This window comes from Pseudomonas sp. F(2018) (assembly GCF_005508865.1).
Classification (GTDB): Bacteria; Pseudomonadota; Gammaproteobacteria; order Pseudomonadales; family Pseudomonadaceae; genus Aquipseudomonas.
Genome location: NZ_SCOM01000006.1, coordinates 78,929 through 94,029, shown reverse-complemented (window position 1 = coordinate 94,029; position 15,101 = coordinate 78,929). Strand labels below are relative to the sequence as shown.

Sequence of the window (15,101 nt, the reverse complement as noted above, 5' to 3'; positions counted from 1 at the left end):
CGGGCAAGGAGGCCTTCATGTCCCTCGCCGTAATCCAGATGGTCAGCCAGGACGATGTTCTGGCCAATCTTGCCGCCGCCCGCCGCCTGCTCGAACAGGCGGCCGAGCGCGGTGCGCGTCTCGCCGTGCTGCCGGAAAACTTCGCCGCCATGGGCCGCCGCGACCAGGCCGACCTCGGCCGGGCCGAGGCCGCGGGCACCGGTCCCATTCTGCCCTGGCTGCGCCAGGCCGCCCGTGATCTAGGGTTATGGGTAGTGGCAGGAACCATCCCGCTGCCGCCGGACTCTCGACCCGAGGCCAAGGCCCATGCCTGTTCGCTGCTGGTCGACGAGCACGGCGAGCGGGTGGCGCGCTACGACAAGCTGCACCTGTTCGACGTGGATGTGGCCGACAGCCGTGGCCGCTACCGCGAGTCCGACGACTACGCTTTCGGCGAGCAGGTGGTGGTGGCCGATACGCCCGTGGGGCGCTTGGGCCTGAGCGTGTGCTACGACCTGCGCTTCCCCGAGCTGTACAGCCGGCTGCGCGAGGCCGGCGCCGAACTGATCAGCGCACCGGCGGCCTTCACCGCCGTTACCGGCGCCGCCCACTGGCAGGTGCTGACCCGCGCCCGTGCCATCGAGACCCAGTGCTACGTGCTGGCGGCGGGGCAGGGCGGTACGCACCCGGGAGGGCGCGAGACCTTCGGCCACTCGGCGATCATCGATCCATGGGGCCGGGTACTGGCCGAACAGACGGAAGGCGAAGCGGTACTGCTCGCCGAACGCGATGCCGCCGAGCAGGCGGCTGTGCGCCAGCGCATGCCGGTGGCGCGACACAGACGATTCATTGCGCCGGCCGAGCCCGGCCCGGCGCCCACGGAGCAGTTATGAGCGACATCCTCGGCCGCGTCAGCGGCCACCTGCTGGCCCCCGGCAACCTGACCATCGAGCAGTTGCCGGCGATCCTCGGCGAACTGGCCGGCCCCGGTATCGACGCGGCCGACCTGTACTTCCAGAGCCAGGTCTCCGAGTCCTGGGTGCTGGAGGACGGCATCGTCAAGGAAGGCAGTTTCAACCTCGACCAGGGTGTGGGCGTGCGCGCCCAGTCCGGCGAGAAGACCGGTTTCGCCTACAGCAACGCCATCCATGCCGAGGCCCTGAGCCAGGCGGCCCGCGCCGCCCGCTCGATCGCCCGCGCCGGCCAGCAGGGCCGCGTGCAGGCCTTCGCCAGCCCGGCGGTGGTCGCCCTGTATGGCCAGGACAACCCGCTGGAAGTGCTGGAGCGCGCCGAGAAGGTCGAGCTGCTCAAGCGCATCGACGTGTTCACCCGCACCCTCGACCCGCGCATCAAGCAGGTCACCGTCAGCCTGGCCGGGGTCTGGGACCACGTGCTGGTGGCCGCCAGCGATGGCAGTCTGGGCGCCGACATCCGCCCGCTGGTGCGCTTCAACGTCAGCGTGATCGTCGAGCAGAACGGTCGCCGCGAGCGTGGCGGCCATGGCGGCGGCGGGCGCAGCGACTACCGCTACTTCCTCGAGCAGGACGGCAACGGCGAAGAGCGCGCCATGGGCTATGCCCGCGAGGCGCTGCGCCAGGCCCTGGTCAACCTGGAGGCGGTCCCCGCGCCGGCCGGTACCCTGCCGGTGGTGATGGGCGCCGGCTGGTCCGGCGTGCTGCTGCACGAGGCGGTCGGCCATGGCCTGGAAGGCGACTTCAACCGCAAGGGCAGCTCGGCCTACAGCGGTCGCGTCGGCCAGCCGGTGGCGTCCAAGCTGTGCACCATCGTCGATGACGGCACCCTGGCCGGGCGCCGCGGCTCGCTGAGCCTGGACGACGAAGGCACCCGCACCCAGTGCACCACGCTGATCGAGAACGGCGTGCTCAAGGGCTACATGCAGGACAAGCTGAACGCCCGCCTGATGGGCGTGGCGCCGACCGGCAACGGCCGTCGCGAGTCCTACGCGCACCTGCCGATGCCGCGCATGACCAACACCTACATGCTGGCCGGCGAGAGCGACCCGGAAGAGATCATCCGCTCGGTGAAGCGCGGCATCTACTGCGCCAACCTCGGCGGCGGCCAGGTGGACATCACCAGCGGCAAGTTCGTGTTCTCCACCAGCGAGGCCTACCTGATCGAGGACGGCAGAATCACTGCGCCGGTGAAGGGCGCGACCCTGATCGGCAACGGTCCTGAGGCCATGAGCAAGGTTTCCATGGTCGGCAACGACCTGGCCCTGGACAGCGGTGTGGGCACGTGCGGCAAGGACGGTCAGTCGGTGCCGGTGGGCGTCGGCCAGCCGACCCTGAAGATCGACGCGATCACCGTGGGTGGCACCGGCGCCTGAGGCGCCGGCGCGGGACACGCCCGGTGATCCGGGGCGGCGGGAGGTTTAACGCAGGCCGCGCTGGACCTCGTCCAGGTCGCGGATGTACTTGAAGATTTTGCGTGCGGCGGCTGGCGGTTTGTTCCGCGCCGCCTCGTGCTGGGCATGACGGATCAGGCTGCGCAGGTGCTGGCGGTCGGCCTCCGGGTAGTCGACGACGAAGCTCTCCAGGGTGGTGTCGTCACCTGCGACCAGACGATCGCGCCAGCGCTCCAGGGCGTGGAAGCGTTCGTTGTACTCGCGGGTGGAGCTGTCGACCTGGTCGATCAGGGCGAGGATGCCCTCGATGTCCTGGTCGCGCATGAGCTTGCCGATGAACTGGACGTGGCGCTTCTTGGCGGCATTGGCCGTGTGTTTCGGCGACTCGGCCAGGGCCTTGCGCAGGCCGTCGGTGATCGGCAGCTTGGCGATCAGGTCGGGCTTGAGGGTGGTCAGGCGCGCGCCGAGATCCTGCAGGGCGTGCAGCTCGCGCTTGATCTGGGTCTTGCTCTTCTCGCCGGAGAAGTCTTCGTCGTATGAATCAGCCATGGGGGCGGTCCGGATGGAAACGCCGCCATGATAACCAGTCAGGGAGGGCCTGTCCGCAGCGGACCGGCCGCCCGTCGTTGGAGTGCAACATGAGTTCAGCACAAGCAGTGGGCCCGCAGGCCCTGCCGGATCTGCAGGCGCAGGTCGAGCAGATCATCGCCGAGGCGCGCCGCCAGGGCGCCAGCGCCTGTGAGGTGGCGGTGTCGATGGAGCAGGGCCTGTCCACCACGGTGCGCCAGGGCGAGGTGGAGACGGTCGAGTTCAACCGCGACCAGGGCTTCGGCATCACCCTGTATGTCGGCCAGCGCAAGGGCTCGGCCAGTACCTCGGCCAGTGGCGAGGCAGCGATACGGGAGACGGTGGCCGCCGCCCTGGCCATCGCCAAGCATGCCTCGGAAGACGATTGCGCCGGCCTTGCCGACGCCGCGCTGATGGCTCGTGAGCTGCCCGAGCTGGACCTCTACCACCCCTGGGCCATTGCACCGGAACAGGCGGTGGAGCTGGCCCTGGTCTGCGAGGCGGCGGCCTTCGCCACCGACAAGCGCATCAGCAACGCCGACGGCACCAGCCTCAGTACTCATCAGGGTTGTCGGGTCTATGGCAATAGCCATGGCTTCGTCGGCGGCTATGCCAGCACCCGCCATAGCCTGAGCTGCGTGATGATCGCCGAGGGCGACGGGCAGATGCAGCGTGACTACTGGTACGACGTCAATCGCCAGGGCGAGCTGCTGGCCGACCCGGCGAAGATCGGCCGCCTGGCCGCCGAGCGCAGCGTGGCGCGTCTCGGTGCGCGCCCCGTGCCGACCTGCGAGGTGCCGGTGCTGTTCGCGCCGGAGCTGGCCACCGGGCTGTTCGGCCACTTCCTCGCCGCCGTTTCCGGCGGCAACCTCTATCGCCACTCCTCGTTCCTCGAAGGCGCGCTGGGCCAGCGCCTGTTCCCCGAATGGCTGAGTCTCGACGAGCGCCCGCACATTCCGCGCGCCATGGGCAGCGCCACCTTCGACGGTGACGGTCTGGCCACCTACGCCAAGCCGTTCGTGGCCGGCGGCGAGCTGGTGTCCTACATCCTCGGCACCTACTCCGGGCGCAAGCTGGGCATGCCGAGCACGGCCAACTCCGGTGGCGTGCACAACCTGTTCGTCAGCCATGGCGACGAGGATCAGCAGGCGCTGCTCAAACGCATGGGGCGTGGCCTGCTGGTCACCGAGCTGATGGGGCAGGGTCTCAATCTGGTCACCGGCGACTACTCGCGCGGCGCCGCCGGTTTCTGGGTAGAGAACGGCGAGATCCAGTTCCCGGTGCAGGAAGTCACCATCGCCGGCAACCTGCGTGACATGTTCAGCCAGATAGTCGCGGTGGGCAGCGACCTGGAACTGCGGGGCAATATCCGCACCGGCTCGGTGCTGATCGAGCGGATGACCGTCGCAGGCAGCTGAGTCTTTCGCGGCTACAAAAAAAGGGGGCCCTCGGGCCCCTTTTTCATGCGTCGGTGTTTACTCGCCTTCGTCGAACTTGTTGTTGATCAGCTCGACCAGCGCGTCCAGCGCCTCGTCTTCGCGTTCGCCTTCGCTGAACAGGTGCAGGTTGGTGCCCTTGCCGGCAGCCAGCATCATCACCGCCATGATGCTCTTGCCGTCCACCTGGCTCTCCGCCGAGCGGCCGACGCGGACCTGGCAGGGGAAGCCACTGGCCACGCCGACGAACTTGGCGGCGGCGCGGGCGTGTAGGCCGAGCTTGTTGATGATGGTGATTTCGCGGGTGGGCATTGCAATCCTTAGCCGAGGTCGCGGTGGCGGACCTGGACGTTCTTCAGTACGGGTTTCAGGGCTTCGCCCAGGCGGTTGGCCAGGTACACCGAGCGATGGTGGCCACCGGTGCAGCCGATGGCGATGGTGACGTAGGAGCGGTTGCTGGCGGCGAAGCGCGGCAGCCACTTGTGCAGGTAGGCCTGGATGTCCTGGTACATCTCCTCCACGTCCGGCTGCGCCGCCAGGTACTCGGCTACCGGGGCCTCCAGGCCGGACATGTCGCGCAGGTCCGGCTTCCAGTAGGGGTTGGGCAGGCAGCGCACGTCGAACACCAGGTCGGCGTCCACCGGCATGCCGCGCTTGAAGCCGAACGATTCGACCAGGAAGGCGGTGCCCGGCTCCGGCTTGTTCAGCAGGCGCAGCTTTAGGGTGTCGCGCAGTTGGTAGAGGTTCAGGTGGGTGGTGTCGATCTTCAGGTCGGCCAGGTCGATGATCGGCGCCAGCAGCTGCGCCTCGTCACGAATGGCCTCGCCCAGGGCACGATCCTCGTTGGTCAGCGGATGACGCCGCCGGGTCTCGGAGAAGCGCTTGAGCAGGGTGTCCTCATCGGCATCGAGATACAGCACGTCGCATTGGATATGGCGGCTGCGTACTTCATCGAGCAGTTCGGGGAAGCGCTTGAGTTGGCTGGGCAGGTTGCGTGCGTCCACCGACACGGCGACCTGCGGGTGCAGCAGCTCGGTCTGCAGCAGGGCGCGCTCGGCCAGGTCCGGCAGCAGGCCGGCGGGCAGGTTGTCGATGCAGTAGAAGCCGTTGTCTTCCAGTACGTCGAGGGCGGTGCTCTTGCCCGAGCCGGAACGTCCGCTGACGATGATCAGACGCATGCCGCCTCCCGTGCTCAGTGGCCGCTCTGAACGTCGACCACGACCTGGTACAGGCTCTCGTTGCTCTGCGCCTGGCGCAGGCGCTCGCGCACCTCACTACGGTCGAGCATGCTGGCGATCTGGCGCAGCAGCTCCAGGTGCTCGTCGGTGGCCGCTTCCGGCACCAGCAGGACGAACAGCAGGTCTACCGGTGCACCGTCGATGGCGTCGAAGTCCACCGCCGAGTCCAGGTGCAGCACGGCGCTGATCGGTGCGCTGCAGCCGGGCAGGCGGCAGTGGGGAATGGCGATGCCATTGCCGAAGCCGGTGGAGCCGAGCTTCTCGCGAGCGATCAGGTTTTCGAAGATGTCCTGGGCGTCCAGATCGGTGAGATCGCGGGCGACCAGGTTGGCAATCTGTTCGAGTACACGTTTCTTGCTGCCTCCCGGCACGTTCACCAGGGAACGTGCGGGAGTCAGGATGGTTTCGAGTCGGATCATCTGGGAGGGGCTGTCAGCGAGCCGTGGCGCCTTGCAGGCGACCCAGCTGCTTTTCCTTGTGCTTGATCAGTTGTCGGTCGAGTTTGTCGGTCAGCAGGTCGATGGCCGCATACATGTCTTCGTGTTCGGCGTTGGCGACGATTTCGCCGCCGGCAATGTGCAGGGTCGCTTCGATCTTCTGCTTCAGCTTCTCGACCTCCATGATGACCTGCACATTGGTGATCTTGTCGAAATGGCGTTCCAGCCGGCTCAACTTCTCGCCGACATAGTCACGCAGAGCGTCGGTCACATCCAGTTGATGTCCACTGATGTTGACTTGCATACCGCTTCTCCTTGTTGCCTGGTGTAAGAGACAGACTAGCTTGCCTGCCGCCGTAACACGTTGGCTGAAAGGGCTGGTGCACTGCGGGCCATGGTCCCCCCATGCAGGGTATCTGGCGCTCGGTACGGTGGTGCAGAAGCCTTCCGCTCAGGGCCGCTTACATCAGTCGCTTGCGTTCGCTGGATGGCGCTATGCCGAGCGATTCGCGGTACTTGGCGACAGTGCGGCGGGCTACCTGAATGCCCTGTGCTTCCAGTAAACCAGCGATCTTGCTGTCGCTCAACGGCTTTTTCGCGTTTTCCGCGGCCACCAGTTTCTTGATGATGGCGCGGATCGCGGTGGACGAGCATTCGCCGCCCTCGGAGGTGCTGACGTGGCTGGAGAAGAAGTACTTCAGCTCGTAGATACCGCGCGGGGTGTGCATGAATTTCTGCGTGGTGACGCGCGAGATGGTCGACTCGTGCATGCCCACCGCCTCGGCGATGTCATGCAGGACCAGGGGCTTCATGGCCTCGTCACCATATTCGAGGAAGCCGCGCTGGTGCTCGACGATCTGCGTGGCGACCTTCATCAGCGTCTCGTTGCGGCTCTGCAGGCTCTTGATGAACCAGCGCGCCTCCTGCAGCTGATTGCGCATGAAGGTGTTGTCGGCGCTGGAGTCGGCGCGTTTGACGAAGCCGGCGTATTGCGGGTTGACCCGCAGGCGCGGTACCGCTTCCTGGTTGAGCTCCACCAGCCAGCGTTCGTTGTGCTTGCGCACTATCACGTCCGGCACCACGTATTCCGGCTCGCTGGCCTCGATCTGCGAGCCCGGGCGCGGGTTGAGGCTCTGGATCAGCTCGATGACCTGGCGCAGCTCGTCCTCTTTCAGCTTCATGCGGCGCATCAGCTGGCTGTAGTCGCGGCTGCCGAGCACGTCGAGGTGGTCGCCGGCCAGGCGCTGCGCCTCGGCCAGCCAGGGCGTGCTGGTTGGCAGCTGGCGCAGCTGCAGGAGCAGGCACTCGCGCAGGTCACGGGCGCCGATGCCGGCGGGCTCGAAGTGCTGGATGCGGTGCAGGACGGCTTCGACCTCGTCGGCTTCGATCTCCAGTTCCGGATCGAAGGACTCGACGATCTCGTCGATGGATTCTTCCAGGTAGCCCTGGTTGTTGATGCAGTCGATGATGGTGACGCCGATCAGCTTGTCGGTATCGGACATCGGCACCAGGTTGAGCTGCCACAGCAGGTGGCTCTGCAGGCTCTCTCCGGCGGAGGTGCGGGTGGTGAAGTCCCACTCGTCGTCATCGTTGCTCGGCAGGCTGCTGGCGCTGGTCTGGTAGACGTCTTCCCAGGCGGTGTCGACCGGCAGCTCGCTGGGAATGCGGTCGTGCCATTCGCCGTCTTCGGCGCTCTCGTTGTTGTTCACCGCGACGGTGCTGTCCTGGAAGCTCGAGCTGTCCTGCTGGGCAGGGCTGTTCTGCTCGGCGTTGTCGGCCATCGGGTCGGAGTTGTCGAAGTCTTCGCCTTCCTCCTGACGTTCCAACATGGGGTTGGATTCCAGGGCCTCCTGGATTTCCTGCTGCAGGTCCAGGGTGGAGAGCTGGAGGAGACGGATGGCCTGTTGCAGCTGCGGAGTCATCGTCAGCTGCTGGCCCATCTTGAGGACTAGCGACGGTTTCATGGTGTGGGGCTGGGTACCTTGTTCACTTGCCGGCGCGCGGCGCCATCCACTGCAAGGCGGCGAACCGCCCTAGGAAGCAAATTATATGCCTGACCTTGAATGATTCTAGCCCTTTGCGCAAGCCCCGCACGGGGCTCGGCTCAGAGACGGAATTCGTGGCCCAGGTAGACTTCCTTGACCAGCTGGTTGGCCAGGATGGTCTCGGCATCGCCTTCGGCGATCAGCTGGCCATCGTTGACGATATAGGCGGTCTCGCAGATATCCAGGGTCTCGCGCACGTTGTGATCGGTGATCAGCACACCGATACCCTTGGCCTTGAGGTGATGGATGATCTGCTTGATGTCGCCGACCGAGATCGGGTCCACGCCGGCGAAGGGTTCGTCGAGCAGGATGAACTTCGGCTCGGTGGCCAGGGCGCGGGCGATCTCCACGCGGCGCCGTTCGCCGCCGGACAGGCTCATGCCGAGACTGTCGCGGATGTGGTTGATGTGGAATTCCTGCAGCAGGGCTTCCAGCGCCTCCTGGCGGCCGGCGCGGTCGAGGTCCTTGCGGGTCTCTAGGATCGCCATAATGTTGTCGGCCACCGACAGCTTGCGGAAGATCGAGGCTTCCTGCGGCAGATAGCCGATGCCGGAACGGGCGCGACCGTGCATGGGCTGGTGGCTAATGTCCTGGCTGTCGATCAGCACGCGGCCCTGATCGGCCTGGACCAGGCCGACGATCATGTAGAAGCAGGTGGTCTTGCCGGCGCCGTTGGGGCCGAGCAGACCGACGATCTGGCCGCTGTCGATGGACAGGCTGACGTCGCGGACCACCTGGCGGCCCTTGTAGCTCTTGGCCAGGTGCTGGGCTTTGAGAGTCGCCATTACTGCGCCTGCTCCGGCTGGCCGTTCTTCTTGCGTGGCTGCAGGATCATGTCGATGCGCGGACGCGGCGTGGAGACATCGCTGCCCGTGGCGCGGCCGGCGTTGACGATCTGACGCTGGGTGTCGTAGACGATCTTCTCGCCTTCGAAGGTATTGCCCTGCTGGATCACCTTGGCCTGGTCGATCAGTACGATGCGCTCGTTGCTCGCGTAGTACTGGATGGTCAGGCCATAGGCCTTGACGATGTCCTTGTCGACCGATGGCTTCTGCTCGTAGTAGGCCGGTTTGCCCACCGAGGTGAAGACCTCGATCTCGCCGTTGGCATCCTGAGTGATGGTCACGGTGTCGCCGGTGATCTTCATGGTGCCCTGGGTGATCACCACGCCGCCGCGATACACGGCCACACCTTGCTTGTCATCCAGTTCTGCGCTGTCTGCCTGGACCCGGATCGGTTGCTCGCGGTCGCTGGGCAGGGCCCAGGCGCTGGCGCTTCCGAGCGCGGCGCTCAGGCTGAGCAGTAGGGGGAAGGTTTTAACGAACCTCATGCTGGCCTCTTACGTTGGACAGCAAGTTGATCTTGCCGTCGTTCATGTACGCTTTCATTCCCTGTGCCGTGGTCACCCCATTGGCGGCCTCGATTCTAACGGCTTGCTGGGTCTGCGCATATTCCTCGTCGGGGAATACGGTGACCCGGCTGCTGGTGATCACGGTCGGGCGGCTCTTGGCATCGGTGCGGGCGATGCGCACGTTGTCGATCAGCTCGACCTGCTTGCCCTCCGGCGCCACCTCGCCCTTGTCGCTGCGCACGTGCCAGGGGAACTGGGTGCCGCGGTACAGTTGCAGGTCAGGCTTGTCCAGCAGGGTGATGTCGCTGGCCTTGATGTGTTCCAGCTTGGCGGCGGTCATCTCGTACTGCAGCTTGCCGTCTTCCTGGAACTGCTGGGTACTGGCGCCGACCACGTAGAAGTCGATGGCGTTGTCGGCCTCGGCGGCCGCCCGGCGCTCCATGAAGCTCTCGGGGCGAATGTTCCAGTAGCCGAGTGCGCCGATCAGGGCGACTGCCAGTAGGCCGAGCACGTAGTTGCGCAGTTTGCCGTTCATGGACAGATCCTAAAGGTAGGCGGCCTGGGCGGCTTCGAGCGTGCCCTGGCCGCGCATGATCAGCTCGCAGAACTCGCGCGCCGCGCCTTCGCCGCCGCGGGCGCTGGTCACGCCGTGGGCGTGCTGGCGGACGAAGCCGTCGGCGCTGGCCACGGCCATGCCCAGACCGACGCGGCGGATCACTGGCAGGTCGGGCAGGTCGTCGCCCAGGTAGGCGACCTGTTCGTAGCTCAGACCCAGCTCGCCGAGCAGCTCATCCAGCACTACCAGCTTGTCCTCGCGGCCCTGGTACAGGTGCTGGATGCCGAGGTTCTGCGCGCGGCGCTCGACCACCGGGGTCTTGCGTCCGCTGATGATGGCGGTGCGCACTCCGGAGTTGATCAGCATCTTGATGCCGTGGCCGTCCAGGGTATTGAAGGTCTTGAACTCGCTGCCGTCGACGAGGAAGTACAGCTTGCCGTCGGTGAGCACGCCGTCAACGTCGAAGATGGCGAGCTTGATGGCCTTGGTGCGTTGCAGCAGTTCGTTGCTCATTTACATCACTCCGGCGCGCAGCAGGTCGTGCATGTTGAGGGCGCCAACCGGCTTGTCCTCGTCATCCACCACGACCAGTGCGTTGATCTTGTGGTCTTCCATGATTTTCAGGGCCTCGGCGGCGAGCATCTCGGCGCGGGCGGTCTTGCCGTGAACGGTCATCACCTGGTCGATGCTCGCCTCGCGCACGTCTATGCCCTTGTCCAGGGTGCGGCGCAGGTCACCGTCGGTGAAGATCCCGGCCAGCTTGCCATCGGCCTCGACGATCACGGTCATGCCCAGGCCCTTGCGGGTCATTTCCAGCAGCGCCTCGCGCAGCGAGGTGCCGCGCTGTACCAGCGGCAGGCGCTCACCGGCATGCATCACGTTCTCCACCTTGAGCAGCAGGCGACGGCCGAGGGCGCCACCCGGATGGGAGAAGGCGAAATCTTCGGCGGTGAAGCCGCGGGCTTCCAGCAGGGCGATGGCCAGGGCGTCGCCGATCACCAGGGAAACGGTGGTGGAGGAGGTCGGCGCCAGATTCAGCGGGCAGGCTTCCTGGGCCACGCGGGCGTCCAGATTGACTTCGGCGGCCTTGGCCAGCGCAGATTCGGGATTGCCGGTCATGCTGATCAGCTGGATGCCCAGGCGCTTGATCAGCGGCAGCAGGGTGACGATCTCGGCAGTGGAGCCAGAGTTGGACAGCGCCAGAACCACGTCGTCCTTGGTGATCATGCCCATGTCGCCATGGCTGGCCTCGGCCGGGTGCACGAAGAACGCCGGGGTGCCGGTGCTGGCCAGGGTGGCGGCGATCTTGTTGCCGATATGGCCGGACTTGCCCATGCCGACCACGACCACGCGCCCGCTGCAGTTCAGGATCATCTCGCAGGCGCGCACGAAGTCGGCGTCGATGCGGCTCAGCAGGCTCTCCACGGCCTCGGCTTCGAGGCGGATGGTGCGCTGCGCGGACTGGATCAGGTCGCTGGTCTGGCTCATGAGATCTTCGCGGTGCTCGGCATAAAAGGCAGGGAGTATACCGACAAAGGCGGTCGGCCTCACCTGGCACTCGGCACGCTCGGTGCATCTTGTGACCAATTGTTGTGAAAAAGTTGCAGCGGCTTGGGCTGCAATAGCCGCCAATGCTATATTCCGCGCCCTGTTCGGCCTGACCGCGGCGCGAGGTGTCCCTGTCGTGGGAACTTGCGTCTGTCCATGGAAGGGCCGCATCACAAGGAGTTTGGATGAGCGCCGAGAATGCCTATGCCGTCGAGTTGAAGGGTCTGACCTTCAAGCGTGGCGCGCGCAACATCTTCGATAATGTCGATATCCGCATCCCGCGTGGCAAGGTCACCGGGATCATGGGGCCGTCCGGCTGCGGCAAGACCACCCTGCTGCGCCTGATCGCCGCCCAGCTCAAGCCGGCCAGTGGTGAAGTCTGGGTCAATGGACAGAACCTGCCGACCCTGTCGCGCAGCGACCTGTTCGACATGCGCAAGCAGTTTGGTGTCCTGTTCCAGAGTGGTGCGCTGTTCACCGACCTGGACGTGTTCGAGAACGTCGCCTTCCCGCTGCGCGTGCATACCCAACTGTCCGACGAGATGATCCGCGACATCGTGCTGATGAAGCTGCAGGCCGTTGGCCTGCGTGGCGCCGTCGAGCTGATGCCGGACGAGCTGTCGGGTGGCATGAAGCGCCGTGTGGCGCTGGCCCGGGCCATCGCCCTGGATCCGCAGATTCTCATGTACGACGAGCCGTTCGTCGGTCAGGACCCCATCGCCATGGGCGTGCTGGTGCGCCTGATCCGTTTGCTCAACGACGCTCTCGGCATCACCAGCATCGTGGTTTCCCATGACCTGGCCGAGACCGCCAGTATCGCCGACTACATCTATGTGGTGGGCGATGGTCAGGTGCTGGGGCAGGGCACGCCGGCCGAACTGATGAATTCCGATAACCCGCGTATCCAGCAGTTCATGAAAGGCATTCCGGACGGTCCGGTGCCTTTCCACTATCCGGCGCCGGATTATCTCGATGATTTGCTGGGAGCGCGCTGATGCGTAGGAAGTCCCCTCTCGAACGCATCGCCCTGCTCGGGCGCGCCGGCATCGACGTGGTCGAGGCCATGGGCCGTTCGACCCTGTTCCTGCTCAGCTCGCTGTTCGGCCGCAGTGGCCTGCGCAATGGCGGCCAGTTGCTGATTCGCCAGCTCTACTCGGTGGGCGTGCTGTCGCTGCCGATCATCGTGGTCGCCGGCCTGTTCATCGGCATGGTGCTGGCCCTGCAGGGCTACAACATCCTCACCAGCTATGGCTCCGAGCAGGCGGTGGGGCAGATGGTCGCTCTGACCCTGCTGCGCGAGTTGGGTCCGGTGGTCACCGGTCTGCTGTTCGCCGGTCGTGCCGGTTCGGCGCTGACCGCCGAGATCGGCAACATGAAGTCCACCGAGCAGCTGTCCAGCCTGGAAATGATAGGCGTCGACCCGCTCAAATACATCATCGCCCCGCGCCTGTGGGCCGGTTTCATCTCCATGCCGCTGCTGGCCGCCATCTTCAGCGTGGTCGGCATCTGGGGTGGCGCCATGGTCGCGGTGGACTGGCTGGGTGTGTACGAAGGCTCGTTCTGGTCGAACATGCAGAACAGCGTGGAATTCACCGAAGACGTGCTCAACGGCGTGATCAAGAGCATGGTATTCGCCTTCGTCGTGACCTGGATCGCCGTGTTCCAGGGCTATGACTGCGAGCCGACCTCGGAAGGCATCAGCCGCGCCACCACCAAGACCGTGGTGTATGCCTCCCTCGCCGTGCTCGGCCTCGACTTTATTCTGACCGCCCTGATGTTTGGAGATCTCTGATGCAAAGCCGCTCCCTGGAAATCGGCGTCGGCCTGTTCCTGCTGGCTGGACTGCTGGCGCTGCTGCTGCTCGCCCTGCGGGTCAGCGGCCTGTCCGCCGCCAGCTCGGGTGATACCTACAAGCTGTATGCGAACTTCGACAACATCGCCGGTCTTACCGTTAGGGCCAAGGTGACCATGGCCGGCGTGACCATCGGCAAGGTCACCGCCATCGACCTAGATCGCGACAGCTATACCGGTCGCGTGACCATGGAACTCGAGAAGCGGGTCGACAACTTGCCGCTGGACTCCACCGCCTCCATCCTCACCGCCGGTCTGCTGGGCGAGAAGTACATTGGCATCAGCGTCGGTGGCGAGGAGGATCTGCTCAAGGATGGCAGCACCATCCACGACACCCAGTCGGCGCTGGTGCTGGAAGACCTGATCGGCAAGTTCCTGATGAACTCGGTGAATAAGGAAAGCAAATGAACATGTTGAAGATCCTGCGCCGCGGCCTGCTGGTCCTGCTGGCGAGTCTGCCGCTGGCGGCCATGGCCGCGCCCAGCGCCCATGATGTGGTGAAGGGCACCACCGACGAGCTGCTCGGTGACCTCGAGGCCAACAAGGCCGCCTACAAACAGAATCCGCAGTCCTTCTACGACACCCTGGATCGCATTCTCGGCCCGGTGGTGGATAGCGAAGGCATCTCGCGCAGCATCATGACCGTGAAGTACTCGCGCGGCGCCAGCGATGCGCAGTTGCAGCGTTTCGAGGATAACTTCAAGCGCAGCCTGATGCAGTTCTACGGCAACGCCCTGCTGGAATACGACAACCAAGGCATCCGCGTGCTGCCGGCCAAGGCCGAAGGCGCCGACCGCGCCAGCGTCGGCATGGAAGTCACCGACAAGAAGGGCACCGTCTATCCGGTTTCCTACACCATGGTGCTGATCGACGGGCAGTGGAAGCTGCGCAACGTGATCATCAACGGCATCAACGTCGGCAAGCTGTTCCGCGACCAGTTCGCCGACAGCATGCAACGCAATGGCAACGACCTGGACAAGACCATCGACGGCTGGGCCGAAGTGGTGGCCAAGGCCAAGGACAGCGCCGAAGGCCAGCAGGCGAGCGGCCAGCAATGAGCGAAGCCGCCATCCGTCAGGGTGCCGGCGGCGAGCTGCTGCTCTCCGGCGTGCTCGACTATCGCAGCGGCCCGGCCCTGCGCGAGAGCGGGCGTCAGCTGATCGCCGCCAGTCCGGCCCGCGAGCTGGTGCTGGACTGCGCGGCGGTGGCGAAATCCAGCAGCGTCGGCCTGTCCCTGCTGCTGGCCTTCATGCGCGACGCCAAGGCGGCCGGCAAGAATCTGAGCGTGCGTGGCCTGCCGCAGGACATGCAGGGCATCGCTCGGGTCTCTGGTCTGCAGCAGCTGCTCGGCCTGTCGGCCTGATAGCCCACCAGAGCCCTCCGTCTGCCGGGCTTCGCAGGCGGGGGGCTTTTTTGTATCATTGCCGACCCCGCGAGCCTTGGGCCCGCCAGAATCCTTTTGCGCCGATCGAGGTTGAGCATGCAGGCCGTAGAAGTTAAGAACCTCCTGGAGGCCAAGCTGCCCAACACCCGCGTCGAGGTGGAGGGCGAAGGCTGCAACTTCCAGCTGAACCTGATCAGCGATGAGCTGGCCGCGCTCAGCCCGGTCAAGCGCCAGCAGCAGATCTACGCCCATCTCAACGAGTGGATCGCCAGTGGCGCCATCCATGCCGTGACCATGAAATTCTTCAGCCAGGCCGCCTGGGCCGAGCGTTCCTGAGCCTGCGG

The 15,101-nt window shown here is 65.4% G+C and carries 20 protein-coding genes; 9 read left to right on the top strand and 11 right to left on the bottom strand.

Annotation, left to right across the window (positions count from 1 at the left end; genetic code table 11):
- Positions 1 to 17 precede the first annotated feature (17 nt).
- Both FFS62_RS21760 and tldD read left to right on the top strand, forming a co-directional pair.
- Positions 18 to 872: a carbon-nitrogen hydrolase family protein gene (locus tag FFS62_RS21760; protein WP_137974954.1), complete on the top strand. Its 855-nt coding sequence runs from the start codon at positions 18 to 20 to the stop codon at positions 870 to 872.
- Positions 869 to 2,326 carry a metalloprotease TldD gene (tldD, locus tag FFS62_RS21755; protein ID WP_137974953.1) on the top strand — a complete coding sequence of 486 codons (1,458 nt, stop codon included), beginning with the start codon at positions 869 to 871 and terminating at the stop codon, positions 2,324 to 2,326. Before FFS62_RS21760 ends, tldD begins: the two co-directional genes overlap by 4 nt.
- A gap of 45 nt (positions 2,327 to 2,371) precedes the next feature.
- On the opposite strand, the gene yjgA is transcribed toward tldD, so the two are convergent.
- Positions 2,372 to 2,893 (bottom strand): ribosome biogenesis factor YjgA, encoded by a 522-nt coding sequence (gene yjgA, locus FFS62_RS21750; protein ID WP_137974952.1) that lies wholly within the window; start codon positions 2,891 to 2,893, stop codon positions 2,372 to 2,374.
- 89 nt (positions 2,894 to 2,982) lie between these two features.
- Between yjgA and pmbA the strand changes: the two genes are divergently transcribed.
- Entirely contained in the window at positions 2,983 to 4,329 is a 1,347-nt protein-coding gene (pmbA, locus tag FFS62_RS21745; RefSeq protein ID WP_137974951.1) for a metalloprotease PmbA, read from the top strand.
- Between the two features lie 57 nt (positions 4,330 to 4,386).
- Here the strand turns inward: pmbA and FFS62_RS21740 are convergent, their stop codons facing one another.
- The 10 genes from FFS62_RS21740 to FFS62_RS21695 all read right to left on the bottom strand — a co-directional run bounded on the left by FFS62_RS21740 (position 4,387) and on the right by FFS62_RS21695 (position 11,462).
- Positions 4,387 to 4,659 (bottom strand): HPr family phosphocarrier protein, encoded by a 273-nt coding sequence (locus FFS62_RS21740; RefSeq protein ID WP_137974950.1) that lies wholly within the window; start codon positions 4,657 to 4,659, stop codon positions 4,387 to 4,389.
- A gap of 8 nt (positions 4,660 to 4,667) precedes the next feature.
- A complete protein-coding gene (gene rapZ, locus FFS62_RS21735) occupies positions 4,668 to 5,525 on the bottom strand; it encodes an RNase adapter RapZ (RefSeq protein WP_137974949.1) in 858 nt (285 codons plus the stop codon).
- Positions 5,526 to 5,539: 14 nt separating this feature from the next.
- Positions 5,540 to 6,004, bottom strand: a complete 465-nt coding sequence (gene ptsN, locus FFS62_RS21730; RefSeq protein ID WP_137974948.1) for a PTS IIA-like nitrogen regulatory protein PtsN — start codon at positions 6,002 to 6,004, stop codon at positions 5,540 to 5,542.
- Between the two features lie 13 nt (positions 6,005 to 6,017).
- The gene (gene hpf, locus FFS62_RS21725) at positions 6,018 to 6,326 is read right to left on the bottom strand and encodes a ribosome hibernation-promoting factor, HPF/YfiA family (protein WP_021701305.1); all 309 of its coding nucleotides are present in this window, start codon (positions 6,324 to 6,326) and stop codon (positions 6,018 to 6,020) included.
- Positions 6,327 to 6,483: 157 nt separating this feature from the next.
- Positions 6,484 to 7,986 carry an RNA polymerase factor sigma-54 gene (locus FFS62_RS21720; protein ID WP_137974947.1) on the bottom strand — a complete coding sequence of 501 codons (1,503 nt, stop codon included), beginning with the start codon at positions 7,984 to 7,986 and terminating at the stop codon, positions 6,484 to 6,486.
- Positions 7,987 to 8,126: 140 nt separating this feature from the next.
- Complete coding sequence (gene lptB, locus FFS62_RS21715; RefSeq protein ID WP_137974946.1) at positions 8,127 to 8,852, bottom strand: LPS export ABC transporter ATP-binding protein; 726 nt, start codon at positions 8,850 to 8,852, stop codon at positions 8,127 to 8,129.
- On the bottom strand, positions 8,852 to 9,397 hold the full coding sequence (lptA, locus tag FFS62_RS21710; protein WP_137974945.1) for a lipopolysaccharide transport periplasmic protein LptA: 546 nt from the start codon (positions 9,395 to 9,397) through the stop codon (positions 8,852 to 8,854). The genes lptB and lptA overlap by 1 nt, the downstream gene beginning before the upstream one ends.
- The gene (gene lptC / locus FFS62_RS21705) at positions 9,384 to 9,953 is read right to left on the bottom strand and encodes an LPS export ABC transporter periplasmic protein LptC (protein WP_137974944.1); all 570 of its coding nucleotides are present in this window, start codon (positions 9,951 to 9,953) and stop codon (positions 9,384 to 9,386) included. Before lptC ends, lptA begins: the two co-directional genes overlap by 14 nt.
- A gap of 9 nt (positions 9,954 to 9,962) precedes the next feature.
- Positions 9,963 to 10,487, bottom strand: a complete 525-nt coding sequence (locus FFS62_RS21700) for an HAD family hydrolase (protein WP_137974943.1) — start codon at positions 10,485 to 10,487, stop codon at positions 9,963 to 9,965.
- Complete coding sequence (locus tag FFS62_RS21695; RefSeq protein WP_137974942.1) at positions 10,488 to 11,462, bottom strand: KpsF/GutQ family sugar-phosphate isomerase; 975 nt, start codon at positions 11,460 to 11,462, stop codon at positions 10,488 to 10,490.
- 245 nt (positions 11,463 to 11,707) lie between these two features.
- On the opposite strand from FFS62_RS21695, the gene FFS62_RS21690 reads away from it, so the two are divergent.
- The 6 genes from FFS62_RS21690 (at position 11,708) to FFS62_RS21665 (ending at position 15,093) form a co-directional block, all read left to right on the top strand.
- Entirely contained in the window at positions 11,708 to 12,517 is an 810-nt protein-coding gene (locus FFS62_RS21690; RefSeq protein ID WP_137974941.1) for an ABC transporter ATP-binding protein, read from the top strand.
- Positions 12,517 to 13,314, top strand: coding sequence for a lipid asymmetry maintenance ABC transporter permease subunit MlaE (gene mlaE, locus FFS62_RS21685; protein ID WP_137974940.1), 798 nt, complete (start codon positions 12,517 to 12,519; stop codon positions 13,312 to 13,314). The genes FFS62_RS21690 and mlaE overlap by 1 nt, the downstream gene beginning before the upstream one ends.
- Positions 13,314 to 13,781 carry an outer membrane lipid asymmetry maintenance protein MlaD gene (gene mlaD, locus FFS62_RS21680; protein WP_137974939.1) on the top strand — a complete coding sequence of 156 codons (468 nt, stop codon included), beginning with the start codon at positions 13,314 to 13,316 and terminating at the stop codon, positions 13,779 to 13,781. Before mlaE ends, mlaD begins: the two co-directional genes overlap by 1 nt.
- 2 nt (positions 13,782 to 13,783) lie before the next feature.
- Complete coding sequence (locus FFS62_RS21675) at positions 13,784 to 14,431, top strand: phospholipid-binding protein MlaC (RefSeq protein WP_137975011.1); 648 nt, start codon at positions 13,784 to 13,786, stop codon at positions 14,429 to 14,431.
- On the top strand, positions 14,428 to 14,736 hold the full coding sequence (locus FFS62_RS21670) for a lipid asymmetry maintenance protein MlaB (protein ID WP_137974938.1): 309 nt from the start codon (positions 14,428 to 14,430) through the stop codon (positions 14,734 to 14,736). Before FFS62_RS21675 ends, FFS62_RS21670 begins: the two co-directional genes overlap by 4 nt.
- Before the next feature lie 117 nt (positions 14,737 to 14,853).
- Entirely contained in the window at positions 14,854 to 15,093 is a 240-nt protein-coding gene (locus FFS62_RS21665) for a BolA family protein (protein ID WP_137974937.1), read from the top strand.
- Positions 15,094 to 15,101 lie beyond the last annotated feature (8 nt).

Bases quoted from the DNA above. Each gene is read 5' to 3' on its own strand.
- FFS62_RS21760 (WP_137974954.1), top strand. From the start codon at position 18: ATGTCCCTCGCCGTAATCCAGATGGTCAGCCAGGACGATGTTCTGGCC.
- tldD (WP_137974953.1), top strand. From the start codon at position 869: ATGAGCGACATCCTCGGCCGCGTCAGCGGCCACCTGCTGGCCCCCGGC.
- yjgA (WP_137974952.1), bottom strand. From the start codon at position 2,893: ATGGCTGATTCATACGACGAAGACTTCTCCGGCGAGAAGAGCAAGACC.
- pmbA (WP_137974951.1), top strand. From the start codon at position 2,983: ATGAGTTCAGCACAAGCAGTGGGCCCGCAGGCCCTGCCGGATCTGCAG.
- FFS62_RS21740 (WP_137974950.1), bottom strand. From the start codon at position 4,659: ATGCCCACCCGCGAAATCACCATCATCAACAAGCTCGGCCTACACGCC.
- rapZ (WP_137974949.1), bottom strand. From the start codon at position 5,525: ATGCGTCTGATCATCGTCAGCGGACGTTCCGGCTCGGGCAAGAGCACC.
- ptsN (WP_137974948.1), bottom strand. From the start codon at position 6,004: ATGATCCGACTCGAAACCATCCTGACTCCCGCACGTTCCCTGGTGAAC.
- hpf (WP_021701305.1), bottom strand. From the start codon at position 6,326: ATGCAAGTCAACATCAGTGGACATCAACTGGATGTGACCGACGCTCTG.
- FFS62_RS21720 (WP_137974947.1), bottom strand. From the start codon at position 7,986: ATGAAACCGTCGCTAGTCCTCAAGATGGGCCAGCAGCTGACGATGACT.
- lptB (WP_137974946.1), bottom strand. From the start codon at position 8,852: ATGGCGACTCTCAAAGCCCAGCACCTGGCCAAGAGCTACAAGGGCCGC.
- lptA (WP_137974945.1), bottom strand. From the start codon at position 9,397: ATGAGGTTCGTTAAAACCTTCCCCCTACTGCTCAGCCTGAGCGCCGCG.
- lptC (WP_137974944.1), bottom strand. From the start codon at position 9,953: ATGAACGGCAAACTGCGCAACTACGTGCTCGGCCTACTGGCAGTCGCC.
- FFS62_RS21700 (WP_137974943.1), bottom strand. From the start codon at position 10,487: ATGAGCAACGAACTGCTGCAACGCACCAAGGCCATCAAGCTCGCCATC.
- FFS62_RS21695 (WP_137974942.1), bottom strand. From the start codon at position 11,462: ATGAGCCAGACCAGCGACCTGATCCAGTCCGCGCAGCGCACCATCCGC.
- FFS62_RS21690 (WP_137974941.1), top strand. From the start codon at position 11,708: ATGAGCGCCGAGAATGCCTATGCCGTCGAGTTGAAGGGTCTGACCTTC.
- mlaE (WP_137974940.1), top strand. From the start codon at position 12,517: ATGCGTAGGAAGTCCCCTCTCGAACGCATCGCCCTGCTCGGGCGCGCC.
- mlaD (WP_137974939.1), top strand. From the start codon at position 13,314: ATGCAAAGCCGCTCCCTGGAAATCGGCGTCGGCCTGTTCCTGCTGGCT.
- FFS62_RS21675 (WP_137975011.1), top strand. From the start codon at position 13,784: ATGTTGAAGATCCTGCGCCGCGGCCTGCTGGTCCTGCTGGCGAGTCTG.
- FFS62_RS21670 (WP_137974938.1), top strand. From the start codon at position 14,428: ATGAGCGAAGCCGCCATCCGTCAGGGTGCCGGCGGCGAGCTGCTGCTC.
- FFS62_RS21665 (WP_137974937.1), top strand. From the start codon at position 14,854: ATGCAGGCCGTAGAAGTTAAGAACCTCCTGGAGGCCAAGCTGCCCAAC.